The sequence below is a fragment of the Rhodoferax sp. SPJ21 genome (assembly GCF_058216335.1).
The window spans coordinates 1,630,282-1,656,950 of sequence record NZ_JBYZMO010000001.1; the positions used below are offsets into that span (position 1 = coordinate 1,630,282).

The 26,669-nt window shown below is 60.0% G+C and carries 31 protein-coding genes, 1 tRNA gene and 2 pseudogenes; 10 read left to right on the plus strand and 24 right to left on the minus strand.

Going from position 1 to position 26,669, the window contains the following annotated elements; all coding sequences use genetic code 11:
• Together AC4BBN_RS07495 and AC4BBN_RS07500 are read right to left on the minus strand one after the other, a co-directional pair.
• On the minus strand, positions 1 to 303 hold the full coding sequence (locus tag AC4BBN_RS07495) for a hypothetical protein (protein WP_490591313.1): 303 nt from the start codon (positions 301 to 303) through the stop codon (positions 1 to 3).
• A 162-nt stretch (positions 304 to 465) separates the two neighbouring features.
• Positions 466 to 894, minus strand: a complete 429-nt coding sequence (locus tag AC4BBN_RS07500) for a MarR family winged helix-turn-helix transcriptional regulator (RefSeq protein ID WP_490591314.1) — start codon at positions 892 to 894, stop codon at positions 466 to 468.
• A 70-nt stretch (positions 895 to 964) separates the two neighbouring features.
• Between AC4BBN_RS07500 and AC4BBN_RS07505 the strand changes: the two genes are divergently transcribed.
• The 8 genes and pseudogenes from AC4BBN_RS07505 (at position 965) to AC4BBN_RS07540 (ending at position 9,308) form a co-directional block, all read left to right on the plus strand.
• On the plus strand, positions 965 to 2,158 hold the full coding sequence (locus AC4BBN_RS07505) for an HPP family protein (protein ID WP_490591315.1): 1,194 nt from the start codon (positions 965 to 967) through the stop codon (positions 2,156 to 2,158).
• Between the two features lie 26 nt (positions 2,159 to 2,184).
• A pseudogene (locus tag AC4BBN_RS07510) lies at positions 2,185 to 2,976 on the plus strand (CBS domain-containing protein); the annotation flags it as partial.
• A 112-nt stretch (positions 2,977 to 3,088) separates the two neighbouring features.
• Positions 3,089 to 3,607, plus strand: a complete 519-nt coding sequence (locus AC4BBN_RS07515) for a superoxide dismutase family protein (RefSeq protein WP_490591316.1) — start codon at positions 3,089 to 3,091, stop codon at positions 3,605 to 3,607.
• A gap of 85 nt (positions 3,608 to 3,692) precedes the next feature.
• Entirely contained in the window at positions 3,693 to 5,387 is a 1,695-nt protein-coding gene (locus AC4BBN_RS07520) for an NAD(P)/FAD-dependent oxidoreductase (RefSeq protein WP_490591317.1), read from the plus strand.
• Between the two features lie 157 nt (positions 5,388 to 5,544).
• Positions 5,545 to 7,206, plus strand: coding sequence for a hypothetical protein (locus tag AC4BBN_RS07525; RefSeq protein ID WP_490591318.1), 1,662 nt, complete (start codon positions 5,545 to 5,547; stop codon positions 7,204 to 7,206).
• Positions 7,207 to 7,355: 149 nt separating this feature from the next.
• Positions 7,356 to 7,856 (plus strand): annotated as a pseudogene (locus AC4BBN_RS07530) (MBL fold metallo-hydrolase); the annotation flags it as partial.
• Between the two features lie 138 nt (positions 7,857 to 7,994).
• Positions 7,995 to 8,471: a rhodanese-like domain-containing protein gene (locus AC4BBN_RS07535; protein ID WP_490591409.1), complete on the plus strand. Its 477-nt coding sequence runs from the start codon at positions 7,995 to 7,997 to the stop codon at positions 8,469 to 8,471.
• Between the two features lie 63 nt (positions 8,472 to 8,534).
• Positions 8,535 to 9,308: a type III pantothenate kinase gene (locus tag AC4BBN_RS07540; protein ID WP_490591319.1), complete on the plus strand. Its 774-nt coding sequence runs from the start codon at positions 8,535 to 8,537 to the stop codon at positions 9,306 to 9,308.
• Between the two features lie 47 nt (positions 9,309 to 9,355).
• Here AC4BBN_RS07540 and AC4BBN_RS07545 read toward each other — a convergent pair whose 3' ends face one another.
• The gene (locus AC4BBN_RS07545) at positions 9,356 to 10,564 is read right to left on the minus strand and encodes a M20 aminoacylase family protein (protein ID WP_490591320.1); all 1,209 of its coding nucleotides are present in this window, start codon (positions 10,562 to 10,564) and stop codon (positions 9,356 to 9,358) included.
• A 12-nt stretch (positions 10,565 to 10,576) separates the two neighbouring features.
• The gene (locus tag AC4BBN_RS07550; RefSeq protein WP_490591321.1) at positions 10,577 to 11,713 is read right to left on the minus strand and encodes an ABC transporter substrate-binding protein; all 1,137 of its coding nucleotides are present in this window, start codon (positions 11,711 to 11,713) and stop codon (positions 10,577 to 10,579) included.
• Positions 11,714 to 11,745: 32 nt separating this feature from the next.
• Between AC4BBN_RS07550 and AC4BBN_RS07555 the strand changes: the two genes are divergently transcribed.
• Together AC4BBN_RS07555 and AC4BBN_RS07560 are read left to right on the plus strand one after the other, a co-directional pair.
• Positions 11,746 to 13,830 (plus strand): molybdopterin-containing oxidoreductase family protein, encoded by a 2,085-nt coding sequence (locus AC4BBN_RS07555; RefSeq protein ID WP_490591322.1) that lies wholly within the window; start codon positions 11,746 to 11,748, stop codon positions 13,828 to 13,830.
• Positions 13,831 to 14,242: 412 nt separating this feature from the next.
• Positions 14,243 to 14,923 (plus strand): ProQ/FINO family protein, encoded by a 681-nt coding sequence (locus AC4BBN_RS07560; RefSeq protein WP_490591323.1) that lies wholly within the window; start codon positions 14,243 to 14,245, stop codon positions 14,921 to 14,923.
• A gap of 147 nt (positions 14,924 to 15,070) precedes the next feature.
• Here AC4BBN_RS07560 and AC4BBN_RS07565 read toward each other — a convergent pair.
• From AC4BBN_RS07565 to AC4BBN_RS07660, 20 genes are all read right to left on the minus strand, one after another.
• Positions 15,071 to 15,147, minus strand: a tRNA-Met gene (locus tag AC4BBN_RS07565).
• Positions 15,148 to 15,168: 21 nt separating this feature from the next.
• Positions 15,169 to 15,567 (minus strand): 50S ribosomal protein L17, encoded by a 399-nt coding sequence (gene rplQ / locus AC4BBN_RS07570; RefSeq protein ID WP_490591324.1) that lies wholly within the window; start codon positions 15,565 to 15,567, stop codon positions 15,169 to 15,171.
• 83 nt (positions 15,568 to 15,650) lie between these two features.
• Positions 15,651 to 16,643, minus strand: coding sequence for a DNA-directed RNA polymerase subunit alpha (locus AC4BBN_RS07575; protein WP_490591325.1), 993 nt, complete (start codon positions 16,641 to 16,643; stop codon positions 15,651 to 15,653).
• Between the two features lie 108 nt (positions 16,644 to 16,751).
• Entirely contained in the window at positions 16,752 to 17,375 is a 624-nt protein-coding gene (rpsD, locus tag AC4BBN_RS07580; RefSeq protein WP_490591326.1) for a 30S ribosomal protein S4, read from the minus strand.
• Positions 17,376 to 17,484: 109 nt separating this feature from the next.
• Positions 17,485 to 17,889, minus strand: a complete 405-nt coding sequence (gene rpsK, locus AC4BBN_RS07585; protein ID WP_092757621.1) for a 30S ribosomal protein S11 — start codon at positions 17,887 to 17,889, stop codon at positions 17,485 to 17,487.
• An 18-nt stretch (positions 17,890 to 17,907) separates the two neighbouring features.
• Positions 17,908 to 18,273, minus strand: a complete 366-nt coding sequence (gene rpsM / locus AC4BBN_RS07590; RefSeq protein ID WP_483302262.1) for a 30S ribosomal protein S13 — start codon at positions 18,271 to 18,273, stop codon at positions 17,908 to 17,910.
• 23 nt (positions 18,274 to 18,296) lie between these two features.
• Complete coding sequence (rpmJ, locus tag AC4BBN_RS07595) at positions 18,297 to 18,410, minus strand: 50S ribosomal protein L36 (protein WP_028820150.1); 114 nt, start codon at positions 18,408 to 18,410, stop codon at positions 18,297 to 18,299.
• 99 nt (positions 18,411 to 18,509) lie between these two features.
• The gene (gene secY / locus AC4BBN_RS07600) at positions 18,510 to 19,826 is read right to left on the minus strand and encodes a preprotein translocase subunit SecY (RefSeq protein WP_490591327.1); all 1,317 of its coding nucleotides are present in this window, start codon (positions 19,824 to 19,826) and stop codon (positions 18,510 to 18,512) included.
• 24 nt (positions 19,827 to 19,850) lie between these two features.
• Complete coding sequence (rplO, locus tag AC4BBN_RS07605) at positions 19,851 to 20,282, minus strand: 50S ribosomal protein L15 (RefSeq protein ID WP_490591328.1); 432 nt, start codon at positions 20,280 to 20,282, stop codon at positions 19,851 to 19,853.
• Positions 20,283 to 20,291: 9 nt separating this feature from the next.
• Positions 20,292 to 20,474 (minus strand): 50S ribosomal protein L30, encoded by a 183-nt coding sequence (gene rpmD / locus AC4BBN_RS07610; RefSeq protein WP_490591329.1) that lies wholly within the window; start codon positions 20,472 to 20,474, stop codon positions 20,292 to 20,294.
• Between the two features lie 14 nt (positions 20,475 to 20,488).
• Positions 20,489 to 21,013 carry a 30S ribosomal protein S5 gene (gene rpsE / locus AC4BBN_RS07615; protein WP_490591330.1) on the minus strand — a complete coding sequence of 175 codons (525 nt, stop codon included), beginning with the start codon at positions 21,011 to 21,013 and terminating at the stop codon, positions 20,489 to 20,491.
• A gap of 17 nt (positions 21,014 to 21,030) precedes the next feature.
• Positions 21,031 to 21,396, minus strand: coding sequence for a 50S ribosomal protein L18 (gene rplR, locus AC4BBN_RS07620; protein WP_490591331.1), 366 nt, complete (start codon positions 21,394 to 21,396; stop codon positions 21,031 to 21,033).
• An 11-nt stretch (positions 21,397 to 21,407) separates the two neighbouring features.
• Positions 21,408 to 21,941, minus strand: a complete 534-nt coding sequence (rplF, locus tag AC4BBN_RS07625; RefSeq protein WP_490591332.1) for a 50S ribosomal protein L6 — start codon at positions 21,939 to 21,941, stop codon at positions 21,408 to 21,410.
• Between the two features lie 16 nt (positions 21,942 to 21,957).
• Entirely contained in the window at positions 21,958 to 22,353 is a 396-nt protein-coding gene (rpsH, locus tag AC4BBN_RS07630; protein WP_490591333.1) for a 30S ribosomal protein S8, read from the minus strand.
• Between the two features lie 20 nt (positions 22,354 to 22,373).
• On the minus strand, positions 22,374 to 22,679 hold the full coding sequence (gene rpsN / locus AC4BBN_RS07635; protein ID WP_490591334.1) for a 30S ribosomal protein S14: 306 nt from the start codon (positions 22,677 to 22,679) through the stop codon (positions 22,374 to 22,376).
• A gap of 8 nt (positions 22,680 to 22,687) precedes the next feature.
• Positions 22,688 to 23,227: a 50S ribosomal protein L5 gene (rplE, locus tag AC4BBN_RS07640; RefSeq protein WP_490591335.1), complete on the minus strand. Its 540-nt coding sequence runs from the start codon at positions 23,225 to 23,227 to the stop codon at positions 22,688 to 22,690.
• Positions 23,228 to 23,229: 2 nt separating this feature from the next.
• The gene (rplX, locus tag AC4BBN_RS07645; RefSeq protein ID WP_490591336.1) at positions 23,230 to 23,550 is read right to left on the minus strand and encodes a 50S ribosomal protein L24; all 321 of its coding nucleotides are present in this window, start codon (positions 23,548 to 23,550) and stop codon (positions 23,230 to 23,232) included.
• A gap of 9 nt (positions 23,551 to 23,559) precedes the next feature.
• Entirely contained in the window at positions 23,560 to 23,928 is a 369-nt protein-coding gene (rplN, locus tag AC4BBN_RS07650) for a 50S ribosomal protein L14 (RefSeq protein WP_315192381.1), read from the minus strand.
• 206 nt (positions 23,929 to 24,134) lie between these two features.
• Positions 24,135 to 24,968, minus strand: a complete 834-nt coding sequence (locus tag AC4BBN_RS07655) for an HAD-IIB family hydrolase (protein WP_490591337.1) — start codon at positions 24,966 to 24,968, stop codon at positions 24,135 to 24,137.
• Complete coding sequence (locus tag AC4BBN_RS07660) at positions 24,965 to 26,566, minus strand: glycerol-3-phosphate dehydrogenase/oxidase (RefSeq protein WP_490591338.1); 1,602 nt, start codon at positions 26,564 to 26,566, stop codon at positions 24,965 to 24,967. The genes AC4BBN_RS07655 and AC4BBN_RS07660 overlap by 4 nt, the downstream gene beginning before the upstream one ends.
• Positions 26,567 to 26,669 lie beyond the last annotated feature (103 nt).

Below are 26,669 nucleotides of genomic sequence, written 5' to 3' on the forward strand. Positions count from 1 at the left end.
TCAGACCAGTTTGCTGATCGTGCTCGCCACCGCGCCTGCGGCGCTGCTGGCATAAGAGGCAATGGCTTTGGCAGACGACAAGCTACCGGTGACAACCGATTTCGCCGCATTTTCCAGGCTGACCGTGGCTTGCGCCACCACCTTGATACCGTTGCCAAGGCTCTTGGCACCCTGGGCCACCGCGTCGGTCACGCCTACGGCCGCAGCCCCTACCACCCCGTATTTGTCGGTATTGCTGCTGGAGGCACGCGCCGCTAACACCTGGGCATATCTGGATGCACCACTTGTACGCTGGATACTCATAGGCCCCCGCTGGTTGGTGGACAAGGAAACGACTTCCGCAGAGCCATGCCTGCGAGTTGTTTTTCAGTTTACCTTTCACACACAAACCAAGGCAAGGCAATCACACGCCATTTACAAAGCCGTACAGACAGCCCTGATCGGGGAAGAACACCGTGGCCAGCTTTACAACTGGTCGTTAAACGCTGAAATATTCGCCACCTGGAAACCGCCGCTCAGCGACTGCAGCTCCTTGTGGTGCAGCGCGGCCAGGCGACGCAAGCAGCTATCGCCCTGGGACGTCAACCGAACCTCCACCTGCCGCCGGTCCACCGCACTCGCCGAGCGGGTCACCAGCTCGGCTGTCTCGCAGCGCGACACCAGGGCCACCACACCGTGCTGCTGGGTCTGCAGCCGCTCAGCCAGCTCTCCCACCGTGGCCCATTCGCGCCCAGGGTAGCCCTTGATATGCAATAGCAACTGGTACTGCAGCGGCGTCAGCCCTTCGGACTGGGCGGCATCCTCACTGAAGCGCAGGAACCGGCGCAGCTGGTAGCGGAATTCCGATAAAGCCTCGTAGTCGGCTTTGGCAAGAGTCTTGGGGCGTGGGGGCATAGGTTCGGTCAAGGCAGTTAATTACATCACAATGTGATGTAATTACGGTTTTGTGTGGCATCCATATCGCATGAAGCTCTCCCCTCCATTGTGGCTGTTGAACCTTTGCCCCGCGACCACCTCGGTCAACAACACCGAACGCCTACGAGCCAGCCTGGGCGCATTGATAGGCATCGCACTGACCGGCTGGCTCAGCACCCAGGCCATGGGCCTGACCCTGGCCGCCGCCTGGTTGATTGCGCCCATGGGTGCATCGGCCGTGCTGCTGTTTGCCCAACCGGCCAGTCCGCTGGCACAACCTTGGTCGATCACCGGGGGCAATCTGCTGGCAGCCGCCATCGGCGTCAGCTGCGCCAAGCTCATCCCCATGCCGGTGGCTGCTGCAGCCCTTGCCATCAGCTTGTCCATCGCAGCCATGTTCTGGCTGCGGTGTCTGCATCCACCCAGCGGCGCAGTGGCACTGACCGCCGTGCTGGGCGGGCCAGAAATCCATGCGGCAGGATATGGCTTCGTTGCCAATCCGGTCGCACTGAACACGGCACTCCTGCTGCTGGCGGCGCTGCTCTACAACAAAGCCACCGGCCGCCGCTACCCGCACACCCAGCGCGCAGACGCCCCGCATCCCCACCAGACCAGCGATGCCGTGCCCACTGCCCGCCTGGGTTTTACGCCTGAAGACCTGCAGACCGTGCTGAAGGATTACAACCAGGTGCTGGACGTAAGCTTTGACGACCTGGAAGCGCTGTTCCACCGCACGGAAACCCAAGCCTTCCGCCGGCGCTTTGGCGCCAAACAATGCAGCGACATCATGTCCAAGGATGTGCTGTCCGCCGAGTTCTCCACCGAGCTTGCCGAAGCCTGGCACAGCATGCACACCCACCAGGTGCAGGCCCTGCCAGTGCTGGACCGGGCGCGACGGGTCATCGGCATCGTCACGCGCTCCAGTTTTTTGCGCCAGATTGATGACCATGGCTACCCAGGTCTGTCCACACGTCTGCGTGCCCTGCTGCGGCGCACCCCGCACACACATTCCAGCAAGGCCGAGGTGGTGGGCCAGATCATGACCACACCGGTCACCACGGCCTTTGACAGCACGCCGCTGGGCGAACTGGTGTCGCTGATGGCAGATGCGGGCCTGCACCACATACCGGTGGTCAACGCCCAGCGCCGCCTGGTGGGCATGGTCACGCAAACCGATGTGATGGCCGCCCTCTACGAAACCAGCCTGGCCCACCTGGGCCCGGCCAACGCAACAGCCCACTGATATGGACCACACCGCGACCCCCAACTGTGATCTGGGTGATCGCCCTGGCCTCGGGCACTTCGGGTGGCGTGCTGGCGCCGCTGCTGATGCTGGGAGCGGGTCTGGGCGCGCTACTGGCGCACGGTTGGACAGGCGCGGACGCCACGGTGTGGCCCTTGGTGGGCATGGCGGCCATGCTGGCCTGTGCGCTGGGCGCACCGCTGACGGCCACGGTCTTTGCTGTCGGTTTAACGGGCGACGTGAACGCCCTGCTGCCGCTGCTGCTGGCATGTACGGTGTCGCACGGCCTGAGCGTGCTGCTGATGCGCCGCTCCATCATGACCGAGCGCCTGGACCGCCGGGGCCGCCACGTGCACCGCGAATACGGCGTGGACCCGCTGGAACGCACCCGCGTCGATGAAGCCATGACCCGCCAGGTGCAGACCATACCGGCCAGCACACCGCTGACCGCCATTCCAGAACGCTGGTTTGGCGCACAGCAGCAGCACCGCGCCTTTGCCGTAGTCCATGCAGATGGCCGCTACGTAGGCATGCTGGACATCCACACTTTGGCAAACCCAGCCCCCACGGCACAGCTGGCAGGTGATCTATTTGCCCACGCAACGCCTGTCTCCGCCTTGCCAGACGAAACCTGCCGCATGGCAGCTCGGCGCATGGCAACTCACCGGTTGGAACGTCTGCCCGTGCTGGCCGACCACCAATCCCAGCGTCTGGTCGGCATCGTCAGCCGCAGCGATTTAGTCAAACCATTACAAGCCCAACAGGATGAAGAAGACATCCGGGAGCGGCTCTTGGTGTGGCGGCGACACGCTTCCTGACGATCACCAGTGCATCCATTTTCCACAAAGCCTATGGCAGCTTCCCCCGGGCTCGCACACTAGGTTTAGCATGCAGGCTGAGTGTCAACCCGCAATGCCCAAGGAGCCCACCATGCGCCAGCACCTGATTTACGCTCTTGCCTCCATCGGCCTGCTCGCCGCCTGCGCCAGCACGCCGCCGGCGCCCATGGCCAGCGCCCCCCTGCTGCCCACCACAGGCAATACCGCGACCGGCACCGTGCAGTTCAAGCAACTGCCGGGCAAGGTATTGGTCAGTGGCTCCATCAGCGGCCTGGCGCCCAACGCCACGCTGGGCTTCCATCTGCATGAGAAGGGTGACTGTTCCAGCGGCGACGGCATGAGCGCCGGCGGCCATTTCAACCCCGACGGCCACGCCCACGGCGCAGCCAGCAGCGCCATGCACCACGCGGGCGACTTGCCCAGCCTGCAGGCCGATGCCCAGGGCGTGGCGAAATTCAGCTTTGAGTCCACCAGCCTGTCGGTGGGCAGCGGCCCGCACGACGTTGTGGGCCACGGCCTGATCGTGCACCGCGACGCGGACGACTACACCACCCAACCCACAGGCAACTCCGGCCCGCGCATAGCCTGCGGCGTCGTGCGCGCCGTATAGGGCCGCAAAGCCTGGCGGGGCTGGCACCCCGCCCGTAAAATCGCGGCCTCTTGCTTGATAACTACAAGCCTTAAGGCTATCCCCCATGATCCGCATCTCAGAACTCAAACTCCCCCTCGACCACGCCGAGGACGCACTGCCTGCCTTGATCGCCCACACCCTGGGCCTGCCAGCAGAGCAGATCGCACACTTCACCATCCACAAACGCAGCTTCGACGCGCGCAAGGCCACGCTGATGCAGGTCTACATCGTGGACGTGGCGCTGGTGGATGCCGCGCAAGAAGCCGAGCTGCTGCGCCGGCACCCCGACAACCCGCATCTGCGCCCCGCGCCTGACATGGCGTACTACCCGGTCGGCCAAGCCCCCTCCGATCTACCCGTGCGCCCGGTGGTGGTGGGCTTTGGCCCCTGCGGCATCTTCGCGGCCCTGGTGCTGGCGCAAATGGGCTTCAAACCCATCGTGCTGGAGCGCGGCACCACGGTACGCCAGCGCACCCAGGACACCTGGGGCCTGTGGCGCAAAAGCGTGCTCAAGCCTGAGAGCAATGTGCAGTTTGGCGAGGGCGGTGCCGGCACTTTCTCGGACGGCAAGCTGTACAGCCAAATCAAGGACCCGCGCCACCTGGGCCGCAAGGTGATGCGCGAGTTCGTCAAGGCCGGCGCGCCTGAGGAAATTTTGGTTGCCGCACACCCGCACATCGGCACCTTCAAGCTGGTGAAAGTGGTGGAGAACCTGCGCGAGCAGATCATCGCCCTGGGCGGCGAGATCCGTTTCGAGCAGCGCGTGACCGACGTGCAGATCGAAGACGGACACATGCGCGGCCTGATGGTACTGGACCAGGCCACCGGCCAAAGCTACCAGTTGCGTGCCGACCAGGTCGTCCTGGCACTGGGCCACAGCTCGCGCGACACCTTCCAGATGCTGCACGCGCGCGGCGTCTACATGGAGGCCAAGCCGTTTTCGGTGGGCTTCCGCATCGAGCACCCGCAAAGCCTGATCGACCGCGCCCGCTGGGGCCAGCACGCCGGCCACCCGCTGCTGGGTGCAGCCGATTACAAGCTGGTGCACCACGCGCAGAATGGCCGCGCCGTCTACAGCTTCTGCATGTGCCCCGGCGGCACCGTGGTGGCCGCCACCAGCGAGCCAGGCCGCGTGGTCACCAACGGCATGAGCCAATATTCCCGCAACGAGCGCAATGCCAACGCCGGCATCGTGGTCGGCATTACCCCGGAAGACTACCCCCTCGACCCGGCAGCCTGGGCCGCCACGCTGGGCGATGTGGCACCACCCGCGCCGGGCCCCGGCCAACAAGTCCACCCGCTGGCCGGCATCGTTCTGCAGCGCCAGCTGGAGTCCAACGCCTATGTGCTGGGCGGCAGCAGCTACCAGGCGCCGGGCCAGCTGGTGGGCGACTTCATCGCCGGGCGCCCGTCTACCCAGCTGGGCAGCGTGGAGCCGTCCTACAAACCCGGCGTGCTGCTGGGCGACCTGCATGCAGCCCTGCCAGGCTATGCGATTGCCGCCATCCGCGAGGCGCTGCCGGTGTTTGGCCGCAAGATCAAAGGCTTTGACCTGCCCGACGCCGTGCTGACCGGCGTGGAAACCCGCACCTCCTCGCCCCTCAAAATGACCCGCGACGAAGACTTCCAAAGCCTGAACGTGCGCGGCCTGTACCCGGCGGGCGAAGGCGCCAGCTACGCCGGCGGCATCCTGTCGGCCGGCGTGGACGGCATCAAGGTCGCCGAGGCCGTGGCACGCAGCATTCTGGCCGGCAGCTGAATTTATAAAAAATAGGGCGCTAGCGCTTGTAATACCTGCGTTGACAGCTATTTTTTATATAGCAATCTAGCACCACGGGCAAGGCTGGAATATCCCAGCCCCCGCCGCCTGCACGGCGGCCTACACTGTGCGCAACGCATCCACGCTGCCGCACACCATGCCCGCTACCACTGCCCCCCGTGTTGAACACCTCCAGCAGGCCCTGCTGTGGCCCGTGCGCCTGATGCCGGTGCGCGGCAGCGAAGGCGGCGTGGCCAAACCCTGGCAGCTGCTGGCCGACATGGGCGACAGCTCGCCCTGGCGCGAGGTGGTGGACGAGTTCACCGGCGACAGCAGCCGCTTCCACGAACGGCACTACAACGAGTTCGTAAGCTTTCTGCCCTATGTGCAGCGCTTTCTGTACGGGGAGGGCCGGCCCAAGCATGGCGCGCCGGATGCGAGCCACGGTTCGCCGATGCGCGTATTCCGCCGCCACGACATCGCCGCTGTGCGGGTGGTGCCGCGCCCCGGCGATGCGCCCATCACGCTGGACATCGTGCATGTGGACCTGTATTTCTTCCTGGACGTAGACCTGGTGCTGCTGAACGTAGAGGTATCAGCCCAGCACCTGGAACTGGCCCAGGCGCAAGAGCTGATGTACCGCTTTGGCCGCGCCTACCCGGCCGGCTGGGATGCCCAGGGCCAGGCCCTGCACTGCCTGGCCAGCGCCGAATGGCTGGATGCCCAGGGCCGGGTGCTGGCCGCCTCCGATGCGCACGAGCGCGACGCCTTCTTGTCCCACGTCAGCGCGCGCCGGGCGCCCCGCCTGTCGGCCCACTGGGACTATGTGATGCAACCCCTGGTGGGCGACCATTCCGACCACGAAGGGCCACTGCGCTTTCGCCAGATCGAGTACTACCGCATGCCCTTGATGGCCTACCTGGCGCTGGACCGTCCGCGCGACCTCAGCCGCAGCGACTTCATCCGCCTGGGCCTGGTCACCGGCTCGGGCGCGCACGAGCCAACGGGCAGCGGCGAGCTGCCCTACGGCGAGCAGCACCTGGCCGACTTTGAACAAAAATATTGCTACGACCGCTTCTGGGCCGAGGGCGGTGCCGCCCCGAACACCCGCTATCTGTGCAACGGCCACGCTATGGTGGTGCTGGGCGAGGCAGGCAGCCACTTCTACACCTGCCGAGACCGGGGCGTGCTGGCGCAGTTCCGGCACCAGCATTTCCTGGTGTTTCTGATTGCGCACTTCCAGAAGGCAGCACTGCTGATGTACTCCGACCGCATGGCCGAGGCGCTGAAGAACCTGGACATCCGCGACGCAGACAGCATCCGCCACTTCAAGCGGGCCATCCGCTACGGCTTCTCCAGCTTTCTGCGCTTCACCCACCGCTACTGGTTCCACGAGGTGTCCGAGCAGGCCCAGGTGCGCGCGCTGTTCAAGATGTGCGCCCAGCACCTGGGGCTGGACCCGCTCTACGCCGAGGTAAAGGAACGCATCGCCGAGATGAACCAGTACCTGGAGGCCGACAGCCTGCGCCGCCAGGCCAACACCGTGGTGCGCCTCACCGTGGTCACCATCTTTGGCCTGATTGGTACCGTCACGACCGGCTTCCTGGGCATGAACCTGCTGGCCGAGGCCGACGCCCCGCTGGACCGGCGGCTGTGGATTTTCGCCATCACCTTTGTGCTGACTACCGTGCTCACGGTCTACACCATGGTCAAGTCAAAGCGCCTGTCGGACTTTCTGGACGTGCTGTCGGACGAGCGCACCAGCGCCTGGTTCAAGGCCAAGGCCCTGTTCGCGGTCTGGACGCGCAAGGACGATTAAGGCCTGCAGCGCAGTATTTACCTACGCGAGTAGCTATAAAAATAGAAGTGCCCAACAAATTGCTTTACGCAGCGCTACCCGGTGCCGGACGCGCCCCCCCAACGTTCGGCGCTATGCTGGCAAGCTGAAGCGCAACACGATAGAAGGCCATGCAACCCCTACAACTCTTCGACCCCGCATCCAGCACCTACACCTATGTGCTGGTAGACCCCGCCAGCAAGGCCGCCGCCATCATCGACCCGGTGGATGCCCAGCTGGAGCGCGACATGGCCCTGCTGGCGGCACAAGGCCTGTCCCTGGTGTGGACGCTAGAGACCCATGCCCATGCCGACCACATCACCAGCGCCGGCCTGCTGGCCGAGCACGCCGGCGCCAAAACCGCTGTGCCCAGCGGCTGCGGCATTGCCGGCGCGGCGGTACAGCTGCAGCATGGCGACTTCCTCAGCTTTGGCGGCGAAACCCTGCAGGCCCTGCACACGCCCGGCCATACCGCTGGCAGCATGAGCTTTGTCTGGCGCAACCATGTCTTCACCGGCGACACCCTGCTCATCAACGGCTGCGGCCGCACCGATTTCCAGTCTGGCAGCGCCCAGGCGCTGTACCACAGCATCACGCAAATCCTGTTCGCCCTGCCAGACGACACCCTGGTCTGGCCGGGTCACGACTACCGAGGCCAAAGCCACTCCACCATTGGCGCCGAAAAAGCCCATAACCCCCGCATCGCCCACAAAACCCTGGAAGAATTTACCGCCACCATGGACGCCCTGAACCTCCCCCGCCCGCAACGCATGGACGAAGCCGTGCCCGCCAATCTGCAGTCCGGCCTGCGCCACGACGCCGACGCGCCAGCCCAACCCAGCGGCATCCGCGCTGCCCAGGGCTATGCCGGCGACGTTTCGCCCCATTTGGCCTGCACCTGGTGGCAGGCGGGTGAAGCCGTGCTGATCGACGTGCGCACCGACGCCGAACGCGAATGGGTGGGCTTTGTGCCCGGTGCCGTGGCCCTGGCCTGGAAGCAATGGCCGGGCATGGCCATGAACCCCGACTTCGATGCCGGCTTGCAGACGGCCCTGGCCGGCGGCAAGAAGGCTGTGCTGCTGTGCCGCAGCGGCGTGCGCTCGGTGGCCGCAGCCAAACGCGCTACCGAACTGGGCCTGCAGGCCTACAACATCCTGGAGGGCTTCGAAGGCGACCCGGACGGCGACGCCCACCGTGGCCGCAAAGGCGGCTGGCGCTTCCACGGCCTGCCCTGGCGCCAAGGCTAAGAGCCCACAACCCGCCGACAGGCGGGCGCCGATAATGCGCGCAAAGAACACGGAGACCGCAGGATGAGTTTTCTCGCCATCGACATTGGCAACACCCGACTCAAGTGGTCGCAATATTCCGCCCCCCACCCGGGGGCCACGCTGCTGGCCCACGGCGCGGAATTCCTGGAGAACATCGACAAACTGGCCGAAGGCCCCTGGGCCGGGCTGAGTGCGCCCGACCGCATGCTGGGCTGCATCGTCGCCGGTGACGCCGTTAAGCGCCGCGTCCATGAACAAATGGAGCTGTGGGACGTCGCACCGCAGTGGGTGGTGGCCAGCGCGGCCGAGGCCGGCCTGACCAATGGCTACGACCACCCCACCCGCCTGGGCGCCGACCGCTGGGTCGCCATGGTGGGCGCCCGCCACCGCATGCTGGCCCAGGGCCAGACCCGGCCCATGGTGGTGGTGATGGTCGGCACCGCCGTCACGGTGGAGGCCATCGACGAACACGGCAAGTTCCTGGGCGGACTGATCCTGCCCGGCCACGGCATCATGCTGCGCGCGCTGGAGTCCGGCACCGCCGGCCTGCACGTGCCGACCGGCGAGGTGCGCCTGTTCCCCACCAATACCAGCGACGCGCTGACCAGCGGCGGCACCTACGCGATTGCAGGCGCAGTCGAGCGCATGGTGCAGCACGTGCGCCAGCACTGCGGCATGGAGCCGGCCTGCTACATGACCGGCGGGGCGGGCTGGAAGATGGCGCCCAGCATGTCGGTGCACTTCGAACTGGTGGACAACCTGATCTTCGACGGGCTGCTGGCCCTGGCCGCGCTGCGCTTCAACACCGAAAGTTAAGAGCCTTTTAGGCCTCTAGCGCACGGAATACCTGCGCAAGCAGCTATCTATTTTGAAGCAGATGGGCCACCGGGCGCCAACCAGGCCTCGGCCAGCCTAACCCAGTAGGTAGCGCCCATGGGAAGCAGCGCGTCATTGAAATCGTAGCTGGGGTTGTGCAGGGTGCAGGGGCCGCCGCCGTGGCCGATGGCGCGGTGGTCCCCATCGCCGTTTGCAATAAAGCAATACGCCCCCGCCTTGGCTTGCAGCATGAAGGCAAAGTCTTCGGCGCCCATGGTGGGCTCCTGCTTCACCACGTTCTCGGGGCCGACGACGCTCTCCATCACCTTGCGGGCGAACTCGGCCTCGGCCGGGTGGTTGATGGTGGGCGGGTAGTTGCGCACGAACTCGAATTCACAGCGTGCGTCGAAGGCGCTGCACAGGTTGTCGGCGATCTGGCGCATGCGCGCCTCGATCAGGTCCAGCACCTCGATGCTGAAGGTGCGCACCGTGCCCTGCAGCTCCACGCTGTCGGGCACGATATTGGTGGCCGAGCCGCCATGCACCATGGTGACCGAGACCACGCCGGCGTCTATGGGCTTTTTGTTGCGGCTGATGATGGTCTGGAAGGCCAGCACCATCTGGCAGGCAATGGGCACGGGGTCCACACCCATTTGCGGCATGGCCGCGTGGCTGCCCTTGCCGTGGATGGTGATCTTGAATTCATTGCTGGACGCCATCACCGGCCCGGGGCTGACGGCGAACTGGCCCAGCTGCATGCCCGGCCAGTTGTGCATGCCAAACACCGCGTCCATGGGGAAACGCTCGAACAGGCCCTCTTGCACCATGTCGCGGGCGCCGCCGCCGCCTTCCTCGGCCGGCTGGAATATCAGGTAGACCGTACCGTCAAAGTTGCGGTGCTCGGCCAGGTACTGGGCCGCGCCCAGCAGCATGGCAGTATGGCCGTCGTGGCCGCAGGCGTGCATCTTGCCGGGGTACTGGCTGGCGTGCGCAAAGGTGTTGAACTCTTGCAGGGGCAGCGCGTCCATGTCGGCACGCAGGCCGATCGCCCGCTTGGACGTGCCGTTCTGCACCATGCCCACCAAGCCAGTACCCGCCAGGCCACGGTGGAAGGGAATGCCCCACTCGGTCAGCTGGCGCGCCACCAGGTCGGCGGTACGCACCTCCTGGAAGCTCAGCTCCGGGTGCGCGTGCAGGTCGCGGCGCAGCGCAGCGATGCCGGGAGCCTGCTCGGCAATGGCGTCAATGATGGACATGGCTTGGCTCCTTCAGGTGCGCACCCGCCCATCGCCAGTCAGCATGGACAGGTCTACATAGCTCGACCCCACGTGGTCGGTGGATGAAAAGTTGACGGAGAAGCCACCGTAAGACTGCGCGCCGAGCGACTCCAGCCCCGTCACCACCGCCTCGCGGGAAAGGCCCTTTCCGGCCGCTGCACGCTTCAGGCCGTCCACCATCACCATGGCGGCCAGGTAGCCCTCCATGCTCGAGAAGTTGGCTTTGGCACCGCCGCCTGCCACCTTGACCGCCTCCACGAAGCCGTGGGCCAGTGGCGTGCTGGCGCTGTATGGCGATGGCACCACCTGGCTGACCACCACGCCGGCGGCATCGCGGCCCAGCTCGTCTGCCAGGGCCTGGGTACCGACAAAGGACACATTGAAAAACTGCCCGCCATAGCCGGCCTTGCGCGCGCCGCGAATGAAAGCGGCGCAGGATTTGTAGGCGCTGATCTGCACGATCGCATGCGGCGTGGCGGCACGGAGGGTTTCGACCGCCTTGGCCACGTCTGCGGAGTTACGTTCCACCGTGGCGGTCGCCACCGGCTTGCGGCCCAGCTTGGACAGGGCCAGGGTCACGCCCTCCAGCCCAGCCTTGCCGTAAGCGTCGTTTTGGTAGAACACCGCGATGCGGTCTAGCCCCAACTGGGTGAGCTGCTTGACGATGCGGGCGGTTTCGTCCTGGTACGAGGCCCGCACATGGAATGCATATTTACTGAATGGGTCACGCAGCGACATAGCGCCGGTCAGCGGCGCCACAAACGGCGTTTTGGCCTGAATGGCTAGCGGCAACGCAACCAAACTGGTGGGCGTTCCAACATAGCCAAACAAGGCCAGAACATCGTCAGCCAACAGTTTGCGGGTGTTTTCCAGGCAGCGGTCGGGCTCGTATCCGTCGTCCAGCGAGCGCAGCTCAATCTGCCTCTGGGAGATTCCCCCCTGGGCGTTCACGCGGTCGAAGTACAGCTTGGCTCCCTGCGCGTACTGGATGCCCAACTGGGCCGCAGGACCGCTCAATGCGGCAGACTGGCCCAACACGATTTTCCCGCTGGACTGCGCACGCACTATCGGGCTGCCCGCCACAGCAGCAACCCCAGCGGCGATAGAAAAGTGTCGGCGATTTATCATGGGTCCATTCTGTCAGAAGCGAATTAACCACCATGCACGACCCCGAATCCAGCAGCACCCAACAGGTGCGCGGCGCCTGCCCCCACGACTGCCCGGACACCTGCTCCCTGCTGACCACGGTGCAAAACGGAATCGCACTCAAGGTACAAGGCAACCCGGCACACCCGCACACTGACGGCGTGCTGTGCGCCAAGGTGTCGCGCTACACCGAGCGCACCTACCACCCCGAACGCCTGCTGCAGCCGCTCAAACGCACGGGCCCCAAGGGCTCCGGCCAATTTGCCCCCGTCAGCTGGGACGAAGCGCTGACCGACATCGCCGCACGTTTGCAATCCATCGCCGCCCGCAACCCCGAAGCCATCCTGCCCTATAGCTACGCCGGCACCATGGGCCTGGTGCAGGGAGAAAGCATTGCCGCACGCTTCTTCCACAAGCTGGGCGCCTCGCTGCTGGACCGCACCATTTGCGCATCCGCCGGCGGCGAGGGGCTGCTGCAAACGCTGGGCGGCAAGGTGGGCATGAAGGTGGAGTTCTTTGCTGAGTCCAAGCTGATCCTGATCTGGGGCAGCAACTCCATCGGCAGCAACCTGCATTTCTGGCGCTATGTGCAGCAGGCCAAACGCAACGGCGCGCGCCTGGTCTGCATAGACCCGCGCAAAACCGAAACCGCCGAAAAGTGCCACGAGCACATCGCCTTGCGCCCGGGTACCGACGCGGCCCTGGCCCTGGCCCTGATGCACCAGCTGATCACCCACGATTGGCTGGATCACGCCTACCTGGCGGACCACACATTGGGCTGGCCGGAGATGCGCGAACGCGCACTGCAATGGCCACCAGAACGCGCCGCAGCCATCTGCGGGGTGCCGTTGGAGCAAATCCTGTCGCTGGCCCGCGACTATGGGCAATGCTTTTTAGACGGGCAGCCCGCCGCCATCCGCCTGAATTACGGCATGCAGCGCACCCGGGGCGGTGGCAATGCCACGCGGGCCGTGGTCAGCCTGCCCGCACTGATTGGCGCCTGGCGCCACCGCGCTGGCGGCGTACTGATGAGCAGCTCGGGGCTATTCCCAGTTCAGCGCGCCGCATTGCAGCGCCCGGACCTGCTGGCCGGACGTCTACCGCGCACCATCAATATGAGCACGATAGGCGACGCCTTGCTGGACCCGTCCGCCACGCCCATAGAAGCCTTGCTGGTCTACAACAGCAATCCCGTGGCCGTGGCCCCCGAATCCGGCAAAGTGGTTCAAGGCTTTGCGCGCGAAGACCTGTTTACCGTGGTGCTGGAGCACTTCCAGACGGACACGGCCGACTATGCCGACTACATCCTGCCAGCCACCACGCAGCTAGAGCACTGGGACGTACACAGCGGCTACGGCCACACGGATGCGCTGCTGAACCGGCCGGCCATTGCGCCTGTTGGCCAATCCAAACCCAACACGCAAATCTTCCGCGAGTTAGCGGCCCGCATGGGCTATGACGAATCCTGTTTTCAAGACAGCGACGAAGTGCTGTGTCGCACTGCGTATGGTGAACACGTTGATTTCCAGCTCTTGCTTGCGCAAGGCTTTGCCACCATCACGCTGCCCGACGCCCCATTCGCTCAAGGGCAGTTCCCCACGCCCTCCGGCAAATGCGAGTTCTACAGCGCACGCCTGGCCGCGCAGGGCCTGGATGCCCTGCCCGACTACCTTGCGAACTACGAGGCTGCGGGCACATCTGCAGACTATCCGCTGGCCATGATTTCACCGCCGGCACGCAACTTCCTCAACTCCAGCTTCGTTAATGTCACAAGCTTGCGCGACATAGAGGGAGAGCCTTTGCTGGAAATCAATGCGGATGACGCACGCGCACGCGGCATCAGCAACGGCGCTGTCGTACGCGTCTTCAACCAACGTGGGGTGTACCGCTGCAAGGCGAAGGTATCGCCCCGAGCCCGTCACGGGGTTGTCAACGGGCTGGGTATTTGGTGGCGCAAACTAGGCCTGGATGGCAGCAACGTGAACCAGCTCACCAGCCAAAAGCTGACTGACCTGGGACGCGCACCAACGTTTTACGATTGCTGGGTCGAAGTCTCGTTGGACATCCCAGCCGAAACGCTAAAAACCCAAATCGCTTAGGCAGCGACTGCGTTCTTCTCCGACTTGCCCTTAGCTGCAGTGGCAGCTGGTGCACCGACTACCTGCCAAATAGTCTTGAACTTGGTTTCTGGAATGGGTAGGGGTTGGGTACGTTCTGCCTCTACGGGCGCTGCGGGAACCACGGGTGCTTTCTTAGCCATGAATACTTTCAAATTTTCGAGAGCGCCGATTGTCGCAGCTACGGGGCAAAGTTCCGCGTTGCGGGTTATCTGAAAACCATGACAACCTGCACCTGGCGGGCATAAATGTTGTCCTCATGCGACATATATCCGGGGCCTAACCACGGGCCTCAACCAGAGTCGGCCCGTGGATATCCGCCTTATGGTTGAAAATGAGGTCCCTCGGGGCTCGCAGACTGGCGCCCTTCCACCTTAAAAACACACCATTTCCTGTGACCACACCCCTCGCTCCGTCGCCTGCCTCCAAGAACGCACGCAAGCCTCGCCCCGCCCGCGCCCCACAACCCAACCGCACAGCACACCCACTGCTGGACGTACTACGCAATCTGTATCCCCAGGTGTTTGGTGACCGCGTCCTGCCGCTCAAGCTAGGCATCTTCCATGAGTTGGTTGCAGCCCATCCCGAAGTATTAGAAGCCAAGGCCTTGCGCGAAGCGCTTGGCCAGCACACGCGTTCCACGCGCTATCTGGACCGGGTAGCCAGCGGCCTGCCGCGTTACAGCCTGGATGGCCAAGCGGTCGAAGAGATGGCCCCGGAACACATACACCAAGCCATCATGGAGGTTGCCCGCAGGGACCGCAACAACCAGAGCGCGGCCTCTCAAGCCAAACTGCGTTTGCGACTGCGGAATGCATTTGAAGCATCAGGGCTCAGCCGTGGCGACTATGCGGAGCGCGTCAAACCGCCATTGGAAGCCTGGAATGCGTTGCTGGATGAAGCGTACACAGAGCATGGCGCCGATGCCGCCAAACGGGAAGCCTTGCTCAAGGCATTTGAAGGCAGCGGCCAAACCACCACCCAATTTGCAGATAACTACGGCATGGATGCCAAAAGCACAGAAAAGTCGTTGGAGCTGGCGCGGCAAGAGCGGTCCGGAAAACAACACAGTTAAAAGCCTCCAGCGGGCATGCCCCGCTGTGAGCTCTGTAGTGTTGGGACTAAAAACCGCCGCTGAACGGCGATACAAGTGAAAAGATCCAGAAATGAAAAAACCCACTCAAGGTGGGTTTTTTCATTCACGGCATATATTTGCCGAAACTGGTTGCGCGAGTAGGATTTGAACCTACGACCTTTGGGTTATGAGCCCAACGAGCTACCAGGCTGCTCCATCGCGCGGTATGTTTCTATTATAGCAGCTTATTCTTGGTCAGCTGATATTTCTACAACTTCTTTTGTCTCAGCACGATCAACCAGCTCGACCAATGCCATAGGCGCGTTATCGCCAACGCGGAAACCCATCTTCAAGATACGGGTGTAGCCGCCTGGACGAGCGTTGAAACGCGGGCCCAGATCATTGAACAACTTGGTCACGCTATCACGATCGCGCAGACGATCGAAGGCCAAACGGCGGTTTGCAACAGTTGCTTCCTTGGCCAAAGTGATCATAGGTTCGATCACACGGCGCAATTCCTTGGCCTTGGGCAAAGTGGTCTTGATGACTTCGTGTTCAATCAACGAGTTCATCATGTTGCGCAGCATAGCCAGGCGGTGAGAGCTAGTGCGGTTAAGTTTACGAAGTCCGTGTCCGTGGCGCATGGTGCATTCCTTTCAATTATTTTGACTCGCAGCCGGATCAGGTACTGCGCGTTGCACATTGTCCTTTGCAGGACATTTTTAAATTAACGCTTGTCGAGGCCAGCAGGTGGCCAGCTTTCAAGCTTCATTCCCAAGGTCAGACCGCGGGAAGCCAAAACTTCCTTGATCTCGTTCAAGGACTTGCGCCCCAGATTGGGAGTCTTCAACAACTCATTCTCGGTGCGCTGAATCAGATCGCCGATGTAGTAGATGTTTTCAGCTTTCAGGCAGTTTGCAGAGCGAACCGTTAATTCCAGCTCATCCACAGGACGCAACAGGATAGGATCAAACTGTGTACTGCCACGTGGTGCAGGTTGCTCAAAAACGCCGGCCAACTCACTGCCTTCCAACTGCGCGAATACCGCGAGTTGTTCGACTAGGATTTTAGCCGATGCGCGCACAGCATCTTCTGCAGAGATCGCGCCGTTGGTTTCGATCTCAACCACCAACTTATCCAAATCAGTACGTTGTTCAACACGCGCACTTTCCACGGTGTAGCTTACGCGCTTCACTGGCGAGAACGATGCATCCAGAACAATGCGACCAATCGACTTAGTCTGCTCATCCGCATAGCGGCGCATGCTGCCTGGAACATAACCACGGCCTTTTTCAACCTTGATTTGCATGTCCAGCTTGCCGCCTTGAGACAGGTGCGCAATCACATGTTCCGGGTTGATGATTTCCACATCATGGGGCGTCTGGATATCCGCAGCAGTAACAACACCGTCACCGTCCTTGCGCAGACTCAGAGTAACTTCATCACGGTTGTGCAGCTTGAAAACCACGCCCTTGAGATTCAACAGAATGTTGACTACGTCTTCTTGAACGCCATCAATCGAAGAATACTCATGCAAAACACCTGCAATCGTCACCTCAGTCGCTGAATAGCCCACCATAGACGACAGCAGCACACGACGCAACGCATTGCCCAACGTGTGACCGTAGCCACGTTCAAATGGCTCCAGCGCTACTTTGGCACGGTTGTGTCCCAATTGCTCAACATTGATGGCTTTGGGTTTCAGCAAATTAGTTTGCATGCATGCTTCCTCTCAATACCCCCAGCTCGTTACACCGGTAAGGCAAGTGTTGGTTCTAGACTGCAGTGCCCCGCAGCCTAGGAACAAAATCAAACGAAAAATGCGGAATTAACGCGAATACAACTCAACGATCAGAGATTCGTTGATGTCAGCAGCAAACTCGTCGCGATCAGGGACCTTCTTGAAAGTACCTTCAGCCTTCTCGACACTCACTTCAACCCAGGCGGGCAAACCAACTTGTTGCGCCAATTGCAGGGCTTCAACAATGCGGTTCTGCTTCTTGGACTTGTCGCGAACAGACACCACGTCACCCGTCTTAACCATGTAAGAAGGGATATTCACGGACTGACCGTTCACCGTGATGGCCTTATGAGACACCAGCTGACGCGCTTCAGCACGCGTGGAACCGAAACCCATGCGGTACACAACGTTGTCGAGGCGGGACTCCAGCAGGAACAACAGGTTCGCACCGGTATTGCCCTTACGGCGATCCGCTTCTTCGAAGTAGCGACGGAACTGACGCTCCAAAACACCATACATGCGCTTTACTTTTTGCTTTTCGCGCAGTTGGAGACCGAAGTCAGAGGTGCGAGCACCAGACGTGCGGCCGTGCTGACCAGGTTTGGAATCGAACTTAGCCTTGTCACTGATCGAACGACGTGCGCTCTTCAAGAACAGGTCAGTGCCTTCACGGCGAGAGAGTTTGGCCTTGGGGCCGAGATAGCGTGCCACTTGAGCTTCCTTTTATATTATCTTCCGCGAAAAATCTGCGGGAGCCGTCTGATCAATACAGACGGCGGTGGGCTTATTTAAAAACGTACCCAGAAATGTCGATCTGGAGTTAGATCCGACGGCGCTTTTGAGGGCGGCAGCCGTTGTGCGGTACGGGCGTCACGTCAGCGATCGACGTGATACGGATGCCAAGGGCACCCAATGCACGGACCGACGATTCACGGCCAGGTCCAGGACCCTTGATCTCTACATCCAGGTTCTTGATACCTTGCTCAATGGCTGCACGACCCGCCACTTCCGATGCAACCTGAGCAGCAAACGGTGTGGATTTACGCGAACCCTTGAAACCCTGACCACCGGACGACGCCCAAGACAAGGCGTTGCCTTGACGATCGGTAATCGTGATGATGGTGTTATTGAAGGAAGCATGCACGTGTGCCACGCCGTCGGAAACGTTCTTACGAACTTTCTTACGGACGCGCTGCGATGCATTACTTTGCTGAGCTTTTGCCATAGTGATCTCTCAATCTCTTTATTTCTTCAGGGACGCCGCAGCCTTACGCGGACCCTTGCGGGTGCGGGCATTGGTACGGGTACGCTGACCACGCATAGGCAAACCGCGACGGTGGCGGAAGCCACGGTAGCAACCGATGTCCATCAATCGCTTGATGTTCATCGTGGTTTCTCTACGCAAATCGCCTTCAATAGTGAATTGAGCGATCTGGTCGCGGATCTTTTCCAGATCTGCATCGGTCAAGTCCTTGACCTTCTTGGAATATGCAATGTCGCATGCTTCGCAAATCTTGCGAGCGCGTGTGCGACCGATGCCGAAAATAGCCGTCAAGCCAATTTCTGCATGCTGTTGCGGCGGAATATTAATACCAGCGATACGTGCCATGTGCGTCCTCTAAAACTTTTCTATCAACCTTGACGCTGTTTGTGGCGAGGATCTGTACAGATCACACGTACCACACCCTTGCGGCGGATGACTTTACAGTTGCGGCAGATTTTCTTAACCGAAGCTGAAACTCTCATTTAACTCTCCTAAAACTTTTTTGCCAGCCCTACCATCGTCGGCCGGAACACAATACGAGCCTGCGAAAAATCGTAGGGCATCACCTACAAATACTTTTATCAAGTACCTATTGAAGATTTGAAATTCGCCTTCTTCAGCAATGACTCATATTGCTGCGACATCATGTAGTTCTGCACTTGGGCCATGAAATCCATGGTCACCACAACAATAATCAACAGCGAAGTGCCACCAAAATTAAACGGCACATTGTATTTAAGCACCAATATTTCCGGTATCAAACACACAAAGGTGATGTAGACGGCGCCAGCCAAAGTTAGGCGGAGCAAAATTTTGTCTATATAACGCGCCGTGTGCTCACCAGGACGAATACCAGGAATAAAAGCGCCGCTCTTCTTCAAGTTATCTGCTGTTTCCCGGCTATTGAAAACCAATGCCGTGTAGAAAAAGCAGAAAAACACTATCGCGCTTGCGTAGAACAGCACGTAGACGGGCTGTCCGGGGCTCAGCATTCCTGCAACATCCTTTAGCCACCGCAGGGATTCCGTGGTGCTAAACCAGTTCACTACCGTAGCAGGCAACAAAATGATGGAAGAGGCGAATATTGGAGGAATCACACCAGCCATATTCAGCTTCAACGGCAAATGCGAAGATTGGCCACCATAAACTTTATTACCTACTTGTCTTCTGGCGTAATTCACCAAAATCTTACGCTGGCCTCGTTCAACGAAAACAACGAAGTAGGTAACCAACGCAACTACAGCAACAATGAAAATGGAGGAAATAATGCTCATCGCACCAGTCCGCACCAACTCCAGCAGTCCACCAATAGAGCCGGGCAAACCCGCAGCAATACCGGCAAAAATCAGAATCGAAATACCGTTGCCCAAACCGCGCTCAGTGATTTGCTCACCCAACCACATCAAGAACATAGTTCCAGCAGTTAAGCTCACAACAGCTGTCATACGGAAACCAAAACCAGGCGACAAAACCAATCCAGGCGAGCTTTCTAACCCTGTTGCAATCACCAAGGATTGAAACAATGCCAAACCTAGAGTTCCATAGCGGGTGTACTGGGTAATCTTGCGGCGGCCAGACTCGCCTTCCTTCTTCATCTGCTCAAACATCGGCACCACATATCCCATCAATTGCATGATGATGGAGGCCGATATATAGGGCATGATTCCCAAGGCAAATACTGTGAAGCGCGACAGAGCACCACCAGAGAACATATTGAATAAGCTCAATATGCCGCCTTGCTGCCCCTTAAAAAGCTGCTGCAGTTGTGCTGGATCAATTCCGGGAACCGGAATATGTGCGCCAATTCGGTACACAACCAGCGCCAGCAACAAAAACACCAAGCGGCGACGCAGGTCACCAAACTTACCCGTTTTTGCAATTTGAGCGCTAGTTGCCACCGAATATTTCCTTCAACTGTAAAGTCAAACCAAGCTACCGCCAGCAGCTTCGATCGCAACCTTGGCTGCGGCCGTAGCGCCGATACCGGTCAATTTGACAGCCTTGGTCAGTTCGCCGGTCTTGATGACCTTTACGACCTTGGCCAATTCGCCAATCAGACCAGCTTGCTTCAACAGCAAGACGTCAACTTCTGCTGCGCCCAGTTGCTCCAGAGCAGTGAGAGTCACTTCAGCATTGAACTTCAGCAAATGCGATTTGAAACCACGCTTAGGCAAGCGGCGTTGCATAGGCATTTGACCGCCTTCAAAACCTACCTTGTGGTAACCACCGGCACGCGATTTTTGACCTTTGTGACCACGACCCGAGGTTTTACCCAGGCCAGAGCCAATGCCGCGACCGACGCGACGCTTGGCGTGCTTTGCGCCCGCTGCGGGCTTAATGCCATTGAGTTCCATCGTCATCCCTTAGAGGACTTTGACCAGATAACTGATCTTGTTGATCATGCCGCGGACTTCAGGTGTATCTCGCAATTCGCTAACACTGCGAATCTTGCGTAGACCCAAACCACGAACGGTAGCGCGATGCGATTCTTTCGTGCCAATAGGGCTACGAACCAGCGTCACTTTGATTGTTTGTTGCGTTGTCATATCAATACCCCTGCTTAAGCGAGGATCTCTTCAACGTTCTTGCCGCGCTTGGCTGCAATATCCGCTGGAGTGGTCGAGTTACGCAAGGCGTCCAAAGTGGCACGTACCATGTTGTAAGGGTTGGACGAACCGTGGCTTTTTGCCACGATGTCGGTGATACCCATTACTTCAAAGACAGCGCGCATTGGGCCGCCAGCAATGATGCCGGTACCCTTGGGGGCCGGAGCCATCATTACGTTGGCTGCGCCGTGCTGGCCGGTAACCTTATGAAAAACGGAACCGTTCTTCAGAGTCACCTTGACCATATTGCGACGCGCTTCTTCCATAGCCTTTTGAACAGCTGCTGGAACTTCCTTGGACTTTCCCTTGCCCATGCCAACGCGGCCTTCGCCGTCGCCGACCACAGTCAAAGCTGCAAAACCGAGAATTCGGCCGCCCTTAACAACCTTGGTCACGCGGTTCACCGCGATCATCTTCTCGCGCAGACCGTCCTCAGGCCCTTCAGCCTTACCCTGCATTTTTCCTTGAACTTTAGCCATGATTTTTTCCGATCTGCTTAGAACTGCAAGCCAGCTTCGCGGGCAGCATCGGCAAGCGCCTTGACGCGGCCGTGGTACGCAAAACCTGAGCGATCAAACGCTACTTTTTCAACACCAGCGGCTTTGGCTTTTTCGGCAATCAGTTTGCCGATAGCTTGAGCTGCAGTTGTGTTGCCACCCTTGCCAGAACCGCCCAGTTCTTTGCGAACCGCAACTTCTGCGGTCGAAGCGCTGGCCAAAACCTTGGCACCGTCGCCAGAAATAACGCTGGCGTAGATGTGCAGATTCGTACGATTTACCGTCAAGCGTGCAACGCCTTGAGTCGCAATACGAATGCGGGTTTGGCGAGCACGGCGGAGACGCTGTTCTTTTTTGGTCAACATGTTGCGGCTCCTTACTTCTTCTTGGTTTCTTTGATCGTGATCTTCTCATCCGAATAACGGATGCCCTTGCCCTTGTAAGGCTCAGGAGGACGAATCGCACGAATCTCAGCAGCCACTTGGCCAACCCGTTGACGGTCCGCACCCTTGATCAGAATTTCTGTCGGGGTGGGGGTCGCAACGGTGATACCAGCAGGCATGTCGATATTGACGGGGTGGGAGTAACCCACAGCCAAGTTCAGCTTTGCACCCTGGGCGGCGGCTTTATAGCCCACGCCAACCAGGCTCAGCTTCTTCTCAAAACCCTTGGTCACACCTACAACCATATTGTTTACCAGCTGACGCATGGTGCCCGACATGGCGTTGGCTTCACGTGATTCATTTGCTGGGACAAAGGTTAACTTGCCAGCATCATTCACCACTTTGACCAGTGCATTTTGGGTCAACGACAGCGTACCGCCGGTGCCCTTGACATTGATTTGGTCGTCCTTGATTGCCACATCCACACCAGCGGGGATGGCAACAGGCATTTTTCCTACGCGAGACATTTGCTATTTCTCCTGCTTAAGCGACGTAGCACAAGACTTCGCCGCCAACGCCGGTAGCGCGGGCTTTGCGGTCGGTCATCACGCCTTGGGGGGTGGTGACAATCGCCACGCCCAAGCCATTCATGACTTGAGGGATGGCATCATGGCCTTTGTAAACACGCAGGCCAGGACGGCTTACGCGTTCGATACGTTCGATCACTGGGCGACCGGCGTAATATTTCAAAGTGATTTCCAGCTCGCTTTTGCCGGCATCGGTTTTCACCTTGAAGCCGTCAATGTAGCCTTCGTCCTTCAGCACTTGGGCAATCGCCACCTTCACTTTGGAAGAGGGGATCGATACGGTAGTCTTAGCTACCATTTGCGCGTTGCGGATACGGGTCAGCAAGTCGGCAATGGGGTCACTCATACTCATGTCTAGTTCTCCTGCCTTACTTACCAGCTGGCCTTAACCATACCGGGGATATCGCCAGCGAAAGCCAGCTCACGCACCTTAGCGCGGGCCAGACCAAACTGACGGAACGTGCCACGTGGACGACCCGTGATCGCGCAACGATTGCGTTGACGAGTAGGGTTAGCGTTACGTGGGAGCTGCTGCAGAGCCAAACGGGCTACTGCGCGCTCTTCTTCGCTTTTCTTTGCGTCGTTCGAAGTTGCCTTCAGTTCCGCATGCTTAGCTGCATATTTGGCGACCAGACGGTCACGCTTGAGCTCGCGCTCGATCAAAGCTTTTTTAGCCACACGTCACCTCAGTTCTTGAACGGAAAACGGAAACCAGCGAGCAGTGCCTTGCACTCTTCGTCGTTCTTTGCCGTCGTCGTGATGCTGATATTGAGACCGCGCAAGGCATCAACCTTGTCGTACTCGATTTCAGGGAAAATGATCTGCTCTTTCACGCCGATGTTGTAGTTACCACGGCCATCGAAAGCGCGACCAGAGATACCGCGGAAGTCACGTACACGGGGCAAAGCCACGGTCACAAAACGGTCCAGGAACTCAAACATCTGAACGCCACGCAAGGTCACCATGCAACCAATGGCTTGGCCTTCGCGGATTTTGAAACCGGCGATAGCCTTCTTGGCCTTGGTCACCACAGGCTTTTGGCCCGCGATCTTGGTCAGGTCAGCCACAGCGTTGTCCATAACCTTTTTGTCGGATACAGCTTCGCTCACACCCATGTTCAAGGTGATCTTGGTGAAACGTGGAACTTGCATCACCGAGGTGTAGCCAAACTTGGCCATCAACTCTGGAGCGACTTTTTCGCGATAGTGTTGTTGTAAACGTGCCATGCTCATGCCACCTTGATTTCTTCGCCGCTGGACTTGTAAACGCGTGTGCGCTTCCCGTCCGCCAGCACCTTGATTCCAACACGATCAGCCTTACCGGTAGCAGCATTGAAAATGGCCACGTTGGACTGGTGAATTGGCATGTTCTTTTCGACGATACCGCCGGCCTCGCCCTTCATTGGGTTTGGCTTAGCGTGCTTCTTGACCATGTTGACGCCATCGACCAACAGGTAAGAATCATCTTTACGAAGCGCGACAGTACCGCGCTTGCCTTTGTCGCGCCCGGTGAGCACGACTACTTGGTCGCCTTTGCGAATCTTGTTCATGTCGCGTCCTTACAGAACTTCAGGGGCCAAGGACACGATCTTCATGAACTTTTCAGTGCGCAATTCGCGCGTCACTGGTCCGAAGATGCGGGTGCCGATGGGCTCCAGCTTTGCATTCAGCAACACAGCTGCGTTGCCATCGAATTTGACCAGCGAACCGTCTGCACGACGGATACCTTTGGCCGTGCGCACAACCACTGCACTGTAGATCTCGCCTTTTTTGACGCGACCACGTGGAGCGGCTTCTTTGATGCTCACTTTGATGATGTCACCAACACTTGCGTAACGACGCTTGGACCCGCCCAGCACCTTGATGCAGAGAACGGATTTCGCGCCGGTATTGTCGGCAACATCTAACCGGGATTCAGTTTGGATCATGTCTATGTTTTCCCAACTTGCATCGAGTGCCCCAGCCTAAGCCGCAGCACGCAATCAGTCTTGGGCCCGTCGTCCACGCTACAAACCACTCATAGCGCTTCCTTTGGGCAGAAGCATCGCTTTTTAGGAGCGAAGCCCTCAATTATGCAGAATATTTAAAAGCGCGTCAACTGCGTGCACATAAAAGACACGCACAACAACGCCAACTATGCTTTTTCTTGTCGAAATGCTGCAAAGATGGCGTTTGCGACCTCCGCAAAGCCAGCCCCACGGTCTTTTTGGGTTACGTACTGTGGTTTAAATGCCAAATCGGCCTCGAATCTGCGGATGTTGGCTACACCCACGGTTTGCGGCATCGCCTCGAACATGCGCTGGTCATTGGTGGAGTCGCCTATATAAACCCAGCGCCCCATTTCAGCCTCCAGCGCACGCCCAAACAGTGTTTGCACGATCCAGCGCGCGCCCTCCCACTTGTTGTGCCCGCCAAACCAGCCATTGATATGGATGGAGCTGACCGTCGCGCGCATGCCCCCCGCCTCCAGCACGGCAACCACCTGGGCAATCTGGGCCGGCGACAAATGGCTGAATTCGCTGTGGTCAATGGCGATATCGGTTTCCCTGCCCGCAGAATCTTCGGCCAGGCAAGCACCGGGTACTTCGGCCAGCACGCGCTCGGCCAGCCTCTGCATGCGCACCTGATTGGCTTGCCGCGTAACTGCGTCCTGAATATATATTTTTGATAGCACCTGACGCATATGAATACTGCGCTGGAGGCCAATTTCATTACTATTTATCAACGCTACGGCGCCGTTCTCGGCGACGATGGCATCGATCGGCCAGGACTGGGCAAACGGCTCACTCCAACCCACCGGGCGCCCGGTAATGGCAATCACAGCCAGACCTGCAGACTTCAAATCCTGCAAAGCCTGCAAAGCGTCGGGGGTGATGGCACCGTCTGTTGTCAGCGTGTCGTCTATATCGGTAAGCACGCCCCACACGCCACGCCGCTGCTCCAGCGGCCATTGCGCCAGGGGTTTCATGCGGGCAAGGTGGCGTACTGTTCGGCCAGGATCAAAAACGCCTCGGTCTGCGGGTCAACACCGGTTTCTTGCAGCAGGATGTCTGCCACCGCCGGCGCCAAGGAGGCGGCCTGGCGCGCGTCCAGAAACAGCAGCCGGCTACGACGCGCCAGCACATCCTCCACCGTGCGGGCATATTCAAAGCGGGCAGCAAAGCGCACCATGGCTTCGCTTAGGCCGCCGCCCAGCGCACGCCCACCACCAGGCAAAGACCGCACCAGATCCTGCTCGTTGCCGTAGGCCTGCAAACCCGGCGCATCGCTCATTTTGTGCTGCAAGCCACCCGTCGGTACCGCACCGGCACCAATCAAGCGCAAGGTCGCCGTACAAACCGGCTTGCGCGGCTGCAGGAGATCCGCGCCAAAGCACTTGTCCAAAACGTCTTCTGCCATAGCGCGGTAGGTGGTCCATTTGCCACCGGTCACGGTGACCATGCCGCTGCGGCTGACCAGCACCGTGTGTTCGCGGCTGATGCCCTTGGTATTACCACCATCCTCATCTTGCGGCTTGACCAGTGGACGCAGGCCTACCCAGACGCTTTTCACGTCGGCCCGGGAGGGTGCCCGGCTCAGGTAGCGGCCTGATTCACCAAGAATGAACTCCACCTCTTCCTTGAACGGCAGGGGCTCGCGGTCCAGATCATGGCGCGGCGTATCCGTGGTGCCCAGAATGGTCTTGCCCAACCATGGCACGGCAAACAAAACCCGGCCATCGGCGGTCTTGGGCACCAGCATTGCGTGGTCGCCTGGCAAAAACTCGCGGTCCACCACGATGTGCACGCCCTGGCTGGGTGCGACCATGGGCTTGGCGGCGCGGCCTGTTGCGTCGCCGTCCTTTTGGCGAAATTCATCCACCCAGACACCCGTGGCATTCACCACGCAGCGTGCGCGCAGCGTCATGTGGGTGCCGGTTTCACGATCCTGGCAATGCACGCCGGCCACCTTGCCGTCTTCATGCAACAAACCGGTGGCGGCACAGTAATTGACCACCACGGCCCCTTGGTCGGCCGCGGTACGGGCCAGCACCAATGCCAGACGGGCATCGTCAAACTGGCCATCCCAATACTTGACCCCGCCCTTGAGCCCCTGTGCACGCACAGTGGGCAGGTAATGCAGGGTCTTTTCTTTGCCTAAAAATTCTGTGGACCCCAGGCCGGCCTTGCCGGCAAGGGCGTCGTATATCTTGAGCCCGATGCCGTAAAAAGGCGTGTCCAGAAGCTTGTAGGACGGCATCACAAAAGCGAGCGGCTGCGCCAGATGGGGCGCGTTGTGCAGCAGCGTGGTGCGCTCGTGCAAGGCTTCGCGCACCAGGGCGATATTGCCTTGGGCCAGATAGCGCACGCCACCGTGCACCAGCTTGGTCGCACGCGATGACGTGCCCTTGGCAAAGTCATGGGATTCGACCAAGGCCACACTGAATCCACGCGAAGCGGCATCCAGAGCCACCCCTAGACCTGTCGCGCCACCGCCGATAACCACCACATCGAATTGAGCAGGCCCGCTGAGCTGCGCCATCAGTGCAGTGCGCAAAGTCGATCGGGGCGAAGGGGCGAGCGTCATAAACCAAGATTCCAGCAATCAAACAAGTTGACATGCGCGAAGCATGCCAACCAAAAAGGCTGCGTGGCGCAGAAGGCCACGCAGCCGTTGCAGAGCTTATTGC

Coding starts and splice junctions, on each gene's coding strand:
- AC4BBN_RS07655 (WP_490591337.1), bottom strand. CDS start 24,968: ATGAAACCCCTGGCGCAATGGCCGCTGGAGCAGCGGCGTGGCGTGTGG.
- rplE (WP_490591335.1), bottom strand. CDS start 23,227: ATGGCACGTTTACAACAACACTATCGCGAAAAAGTCGCTCCAGAGTTG.
- rpmD (WP_490591329.1), bottom strand. CDS start 20,474: ATGACAACGCAACAAACAATCAAAGTGACGCTGGTTCGTAGCCCTATT.
- AC4BBN_RS07540 (WP_490591319.1), top strand. CDS start 8,535: ATGAGTTTTCTCGCCATCGACATTGGCAACACCCGACTCAAGTGGTCG.
- AC4BBN_RS07495 (WP_490591313.1), bottom strand. CDS start 303: ATGAGTATCCAGCGTACAAGTGGTGCATCCAGATATGCCCAGGTGTTA.
- rplX (WP_490591336.1), bottom strand. CDS start 23,550: ATGAACAAGATTCGCAAAGGCGACCAAGTAGTCGTGCTCACCGGGCGC.
- rplR (WP_490591331.1), bottom strand. CDS start 21,396: ATGTTGACCAAAAAAGAACAGCGTCTCCGCCGTGCTCGCCAAACCCGC.
- AC4BBN_RS07505 (WP_490591315.1), top strand. CDS start 965: ATGAAGCTCTCCCCTCCATTGTGGCTGTTGAACCTTTGCCCCGCGACC.
- rplN (WP_315192381.1), bottom strand. CDS start 23,928: ATGATCCAAACTGAATCCCGGTTAGATGTTGCCGACAATACCGGCGCG.
- AC4BBN_RS07520 (WP_490591317.1), top strand. CDS start 3,693: ATGATCCGCATCTCAGAACTCAAACTCCCCCTCGACCACGCCGAGGAC.
- rpsK (WP_092757621.1), bottom strand. CDS start 17,889: ATGGCAAAAGCTCAGCAAAGTAATGCATCGCAGCGCGTCCGTAAGAAA.
- rpsM (WP_483302262.1), bottom strand. CDS start 18,273: ATGGCACGTATCGCTGGTATTAATATTCCGCCGCAACAGCATGCAGAA.
- AC4BBN_RS07525 (WP_490591318.1), top strand. CDS start 5,545: ATGCCCGCTACCACTGCCCCCCGTGTTGAACACCTCCAGCAGGCCCTG.
- rplF (WP_490591332.1), bottom strand. CDS start 21,941: ATGTCTCGCGTAGGAAAAATGCCTGTTGCCATCCCCGCTGGTGTGGAT.
- AC4BBN_RS07555 (WP_490591322.1), top strand. CDS start 11,746: ATGCACGACCCCGAATCCAGCAGCACCCAACAGGTGCGCGGCGCCTGC.
- AC4BBN_RS07515 (WP_490591316.1), top strand. CDS start 3,089: ATGCGCCAGCACCTGATTTACGCTCTTGCCTCCATCGGCCTGCTCGCC.
- AC4BBN_RS07550 (WP_490591321.1), bottom strand. CDS start 11,713: ATGATAAATCGCCGACACTTTTCTATCGCCGCTGGGGTTGCTGCTGTG.
- rpsE (WP_490591330.1), bottom strand. CDS start 21,013: ATGGCTAAAGTTCAAGGAAAAATGCAGGGTAAGGCTGAAGGGCCTGAG.
- AC4BBN_RS07660 (WP_490591338.1), bottom strand. CDS start 26,566: ATGACGCTCGCCCCTTCGCCCCGATCGACTTTGCGCACTGCACTGATG.
- AC4BBN_RS07575 (WP_490591325.1), bottom strand. CDS start 16,643: ATGCAAACTAATTTGCTGAAACCCAAAGCCATCAATGTTGAGCAATTG.
- rpmJ (WP_028820150.1), bottom strand. CDS start 18,410: ATGAGAGTTTCAGCTTCGGTTAAGAAAATCTGCCGCAACTGTAAAGTC.
- AC4BBN_RS07545 (WP_490591320.1), bottom strand. CDS start 10,564: ATGTCCATCATTGACGCCATTGCCGAGCAGGCTCCCGGCATCGCTGCG.
- rplO (WP_490591328.1), bottom strand. CDS start 20,282: ATGGAACTCAATGGCATTAAGCCCGCAGCGGGCGCAAAGCACGCCAAG.
- AC4BBN_RS07535 (WP_490591409.1), top strand. CDS start 7,995: ATGGACGAAGCCGTGCCCGCCAATCTGCAGTCCGGCCTGCGCCACGAC.
- rplQ (WP_490591324.1), bottom strand. CDS start 15,567: ATGCGCCACGGACACGGACTTCGTAAACTTAACCGCACTAGCTCTCAC.
- AC4BBN_RS07500 (WP_490591314.1), bottom strand. CDS start 894: ATGCCCCCACGCCCCAAGACTCTTGCCAAAGCCGACTACGAGGCTTTA.
- rpsH (WP_490591333.1), bottom strand. CDS start 22,353: ATGAGTATGAGTGACCCCATTGCCGACTTGCTGACCCGTATCCGCAAC.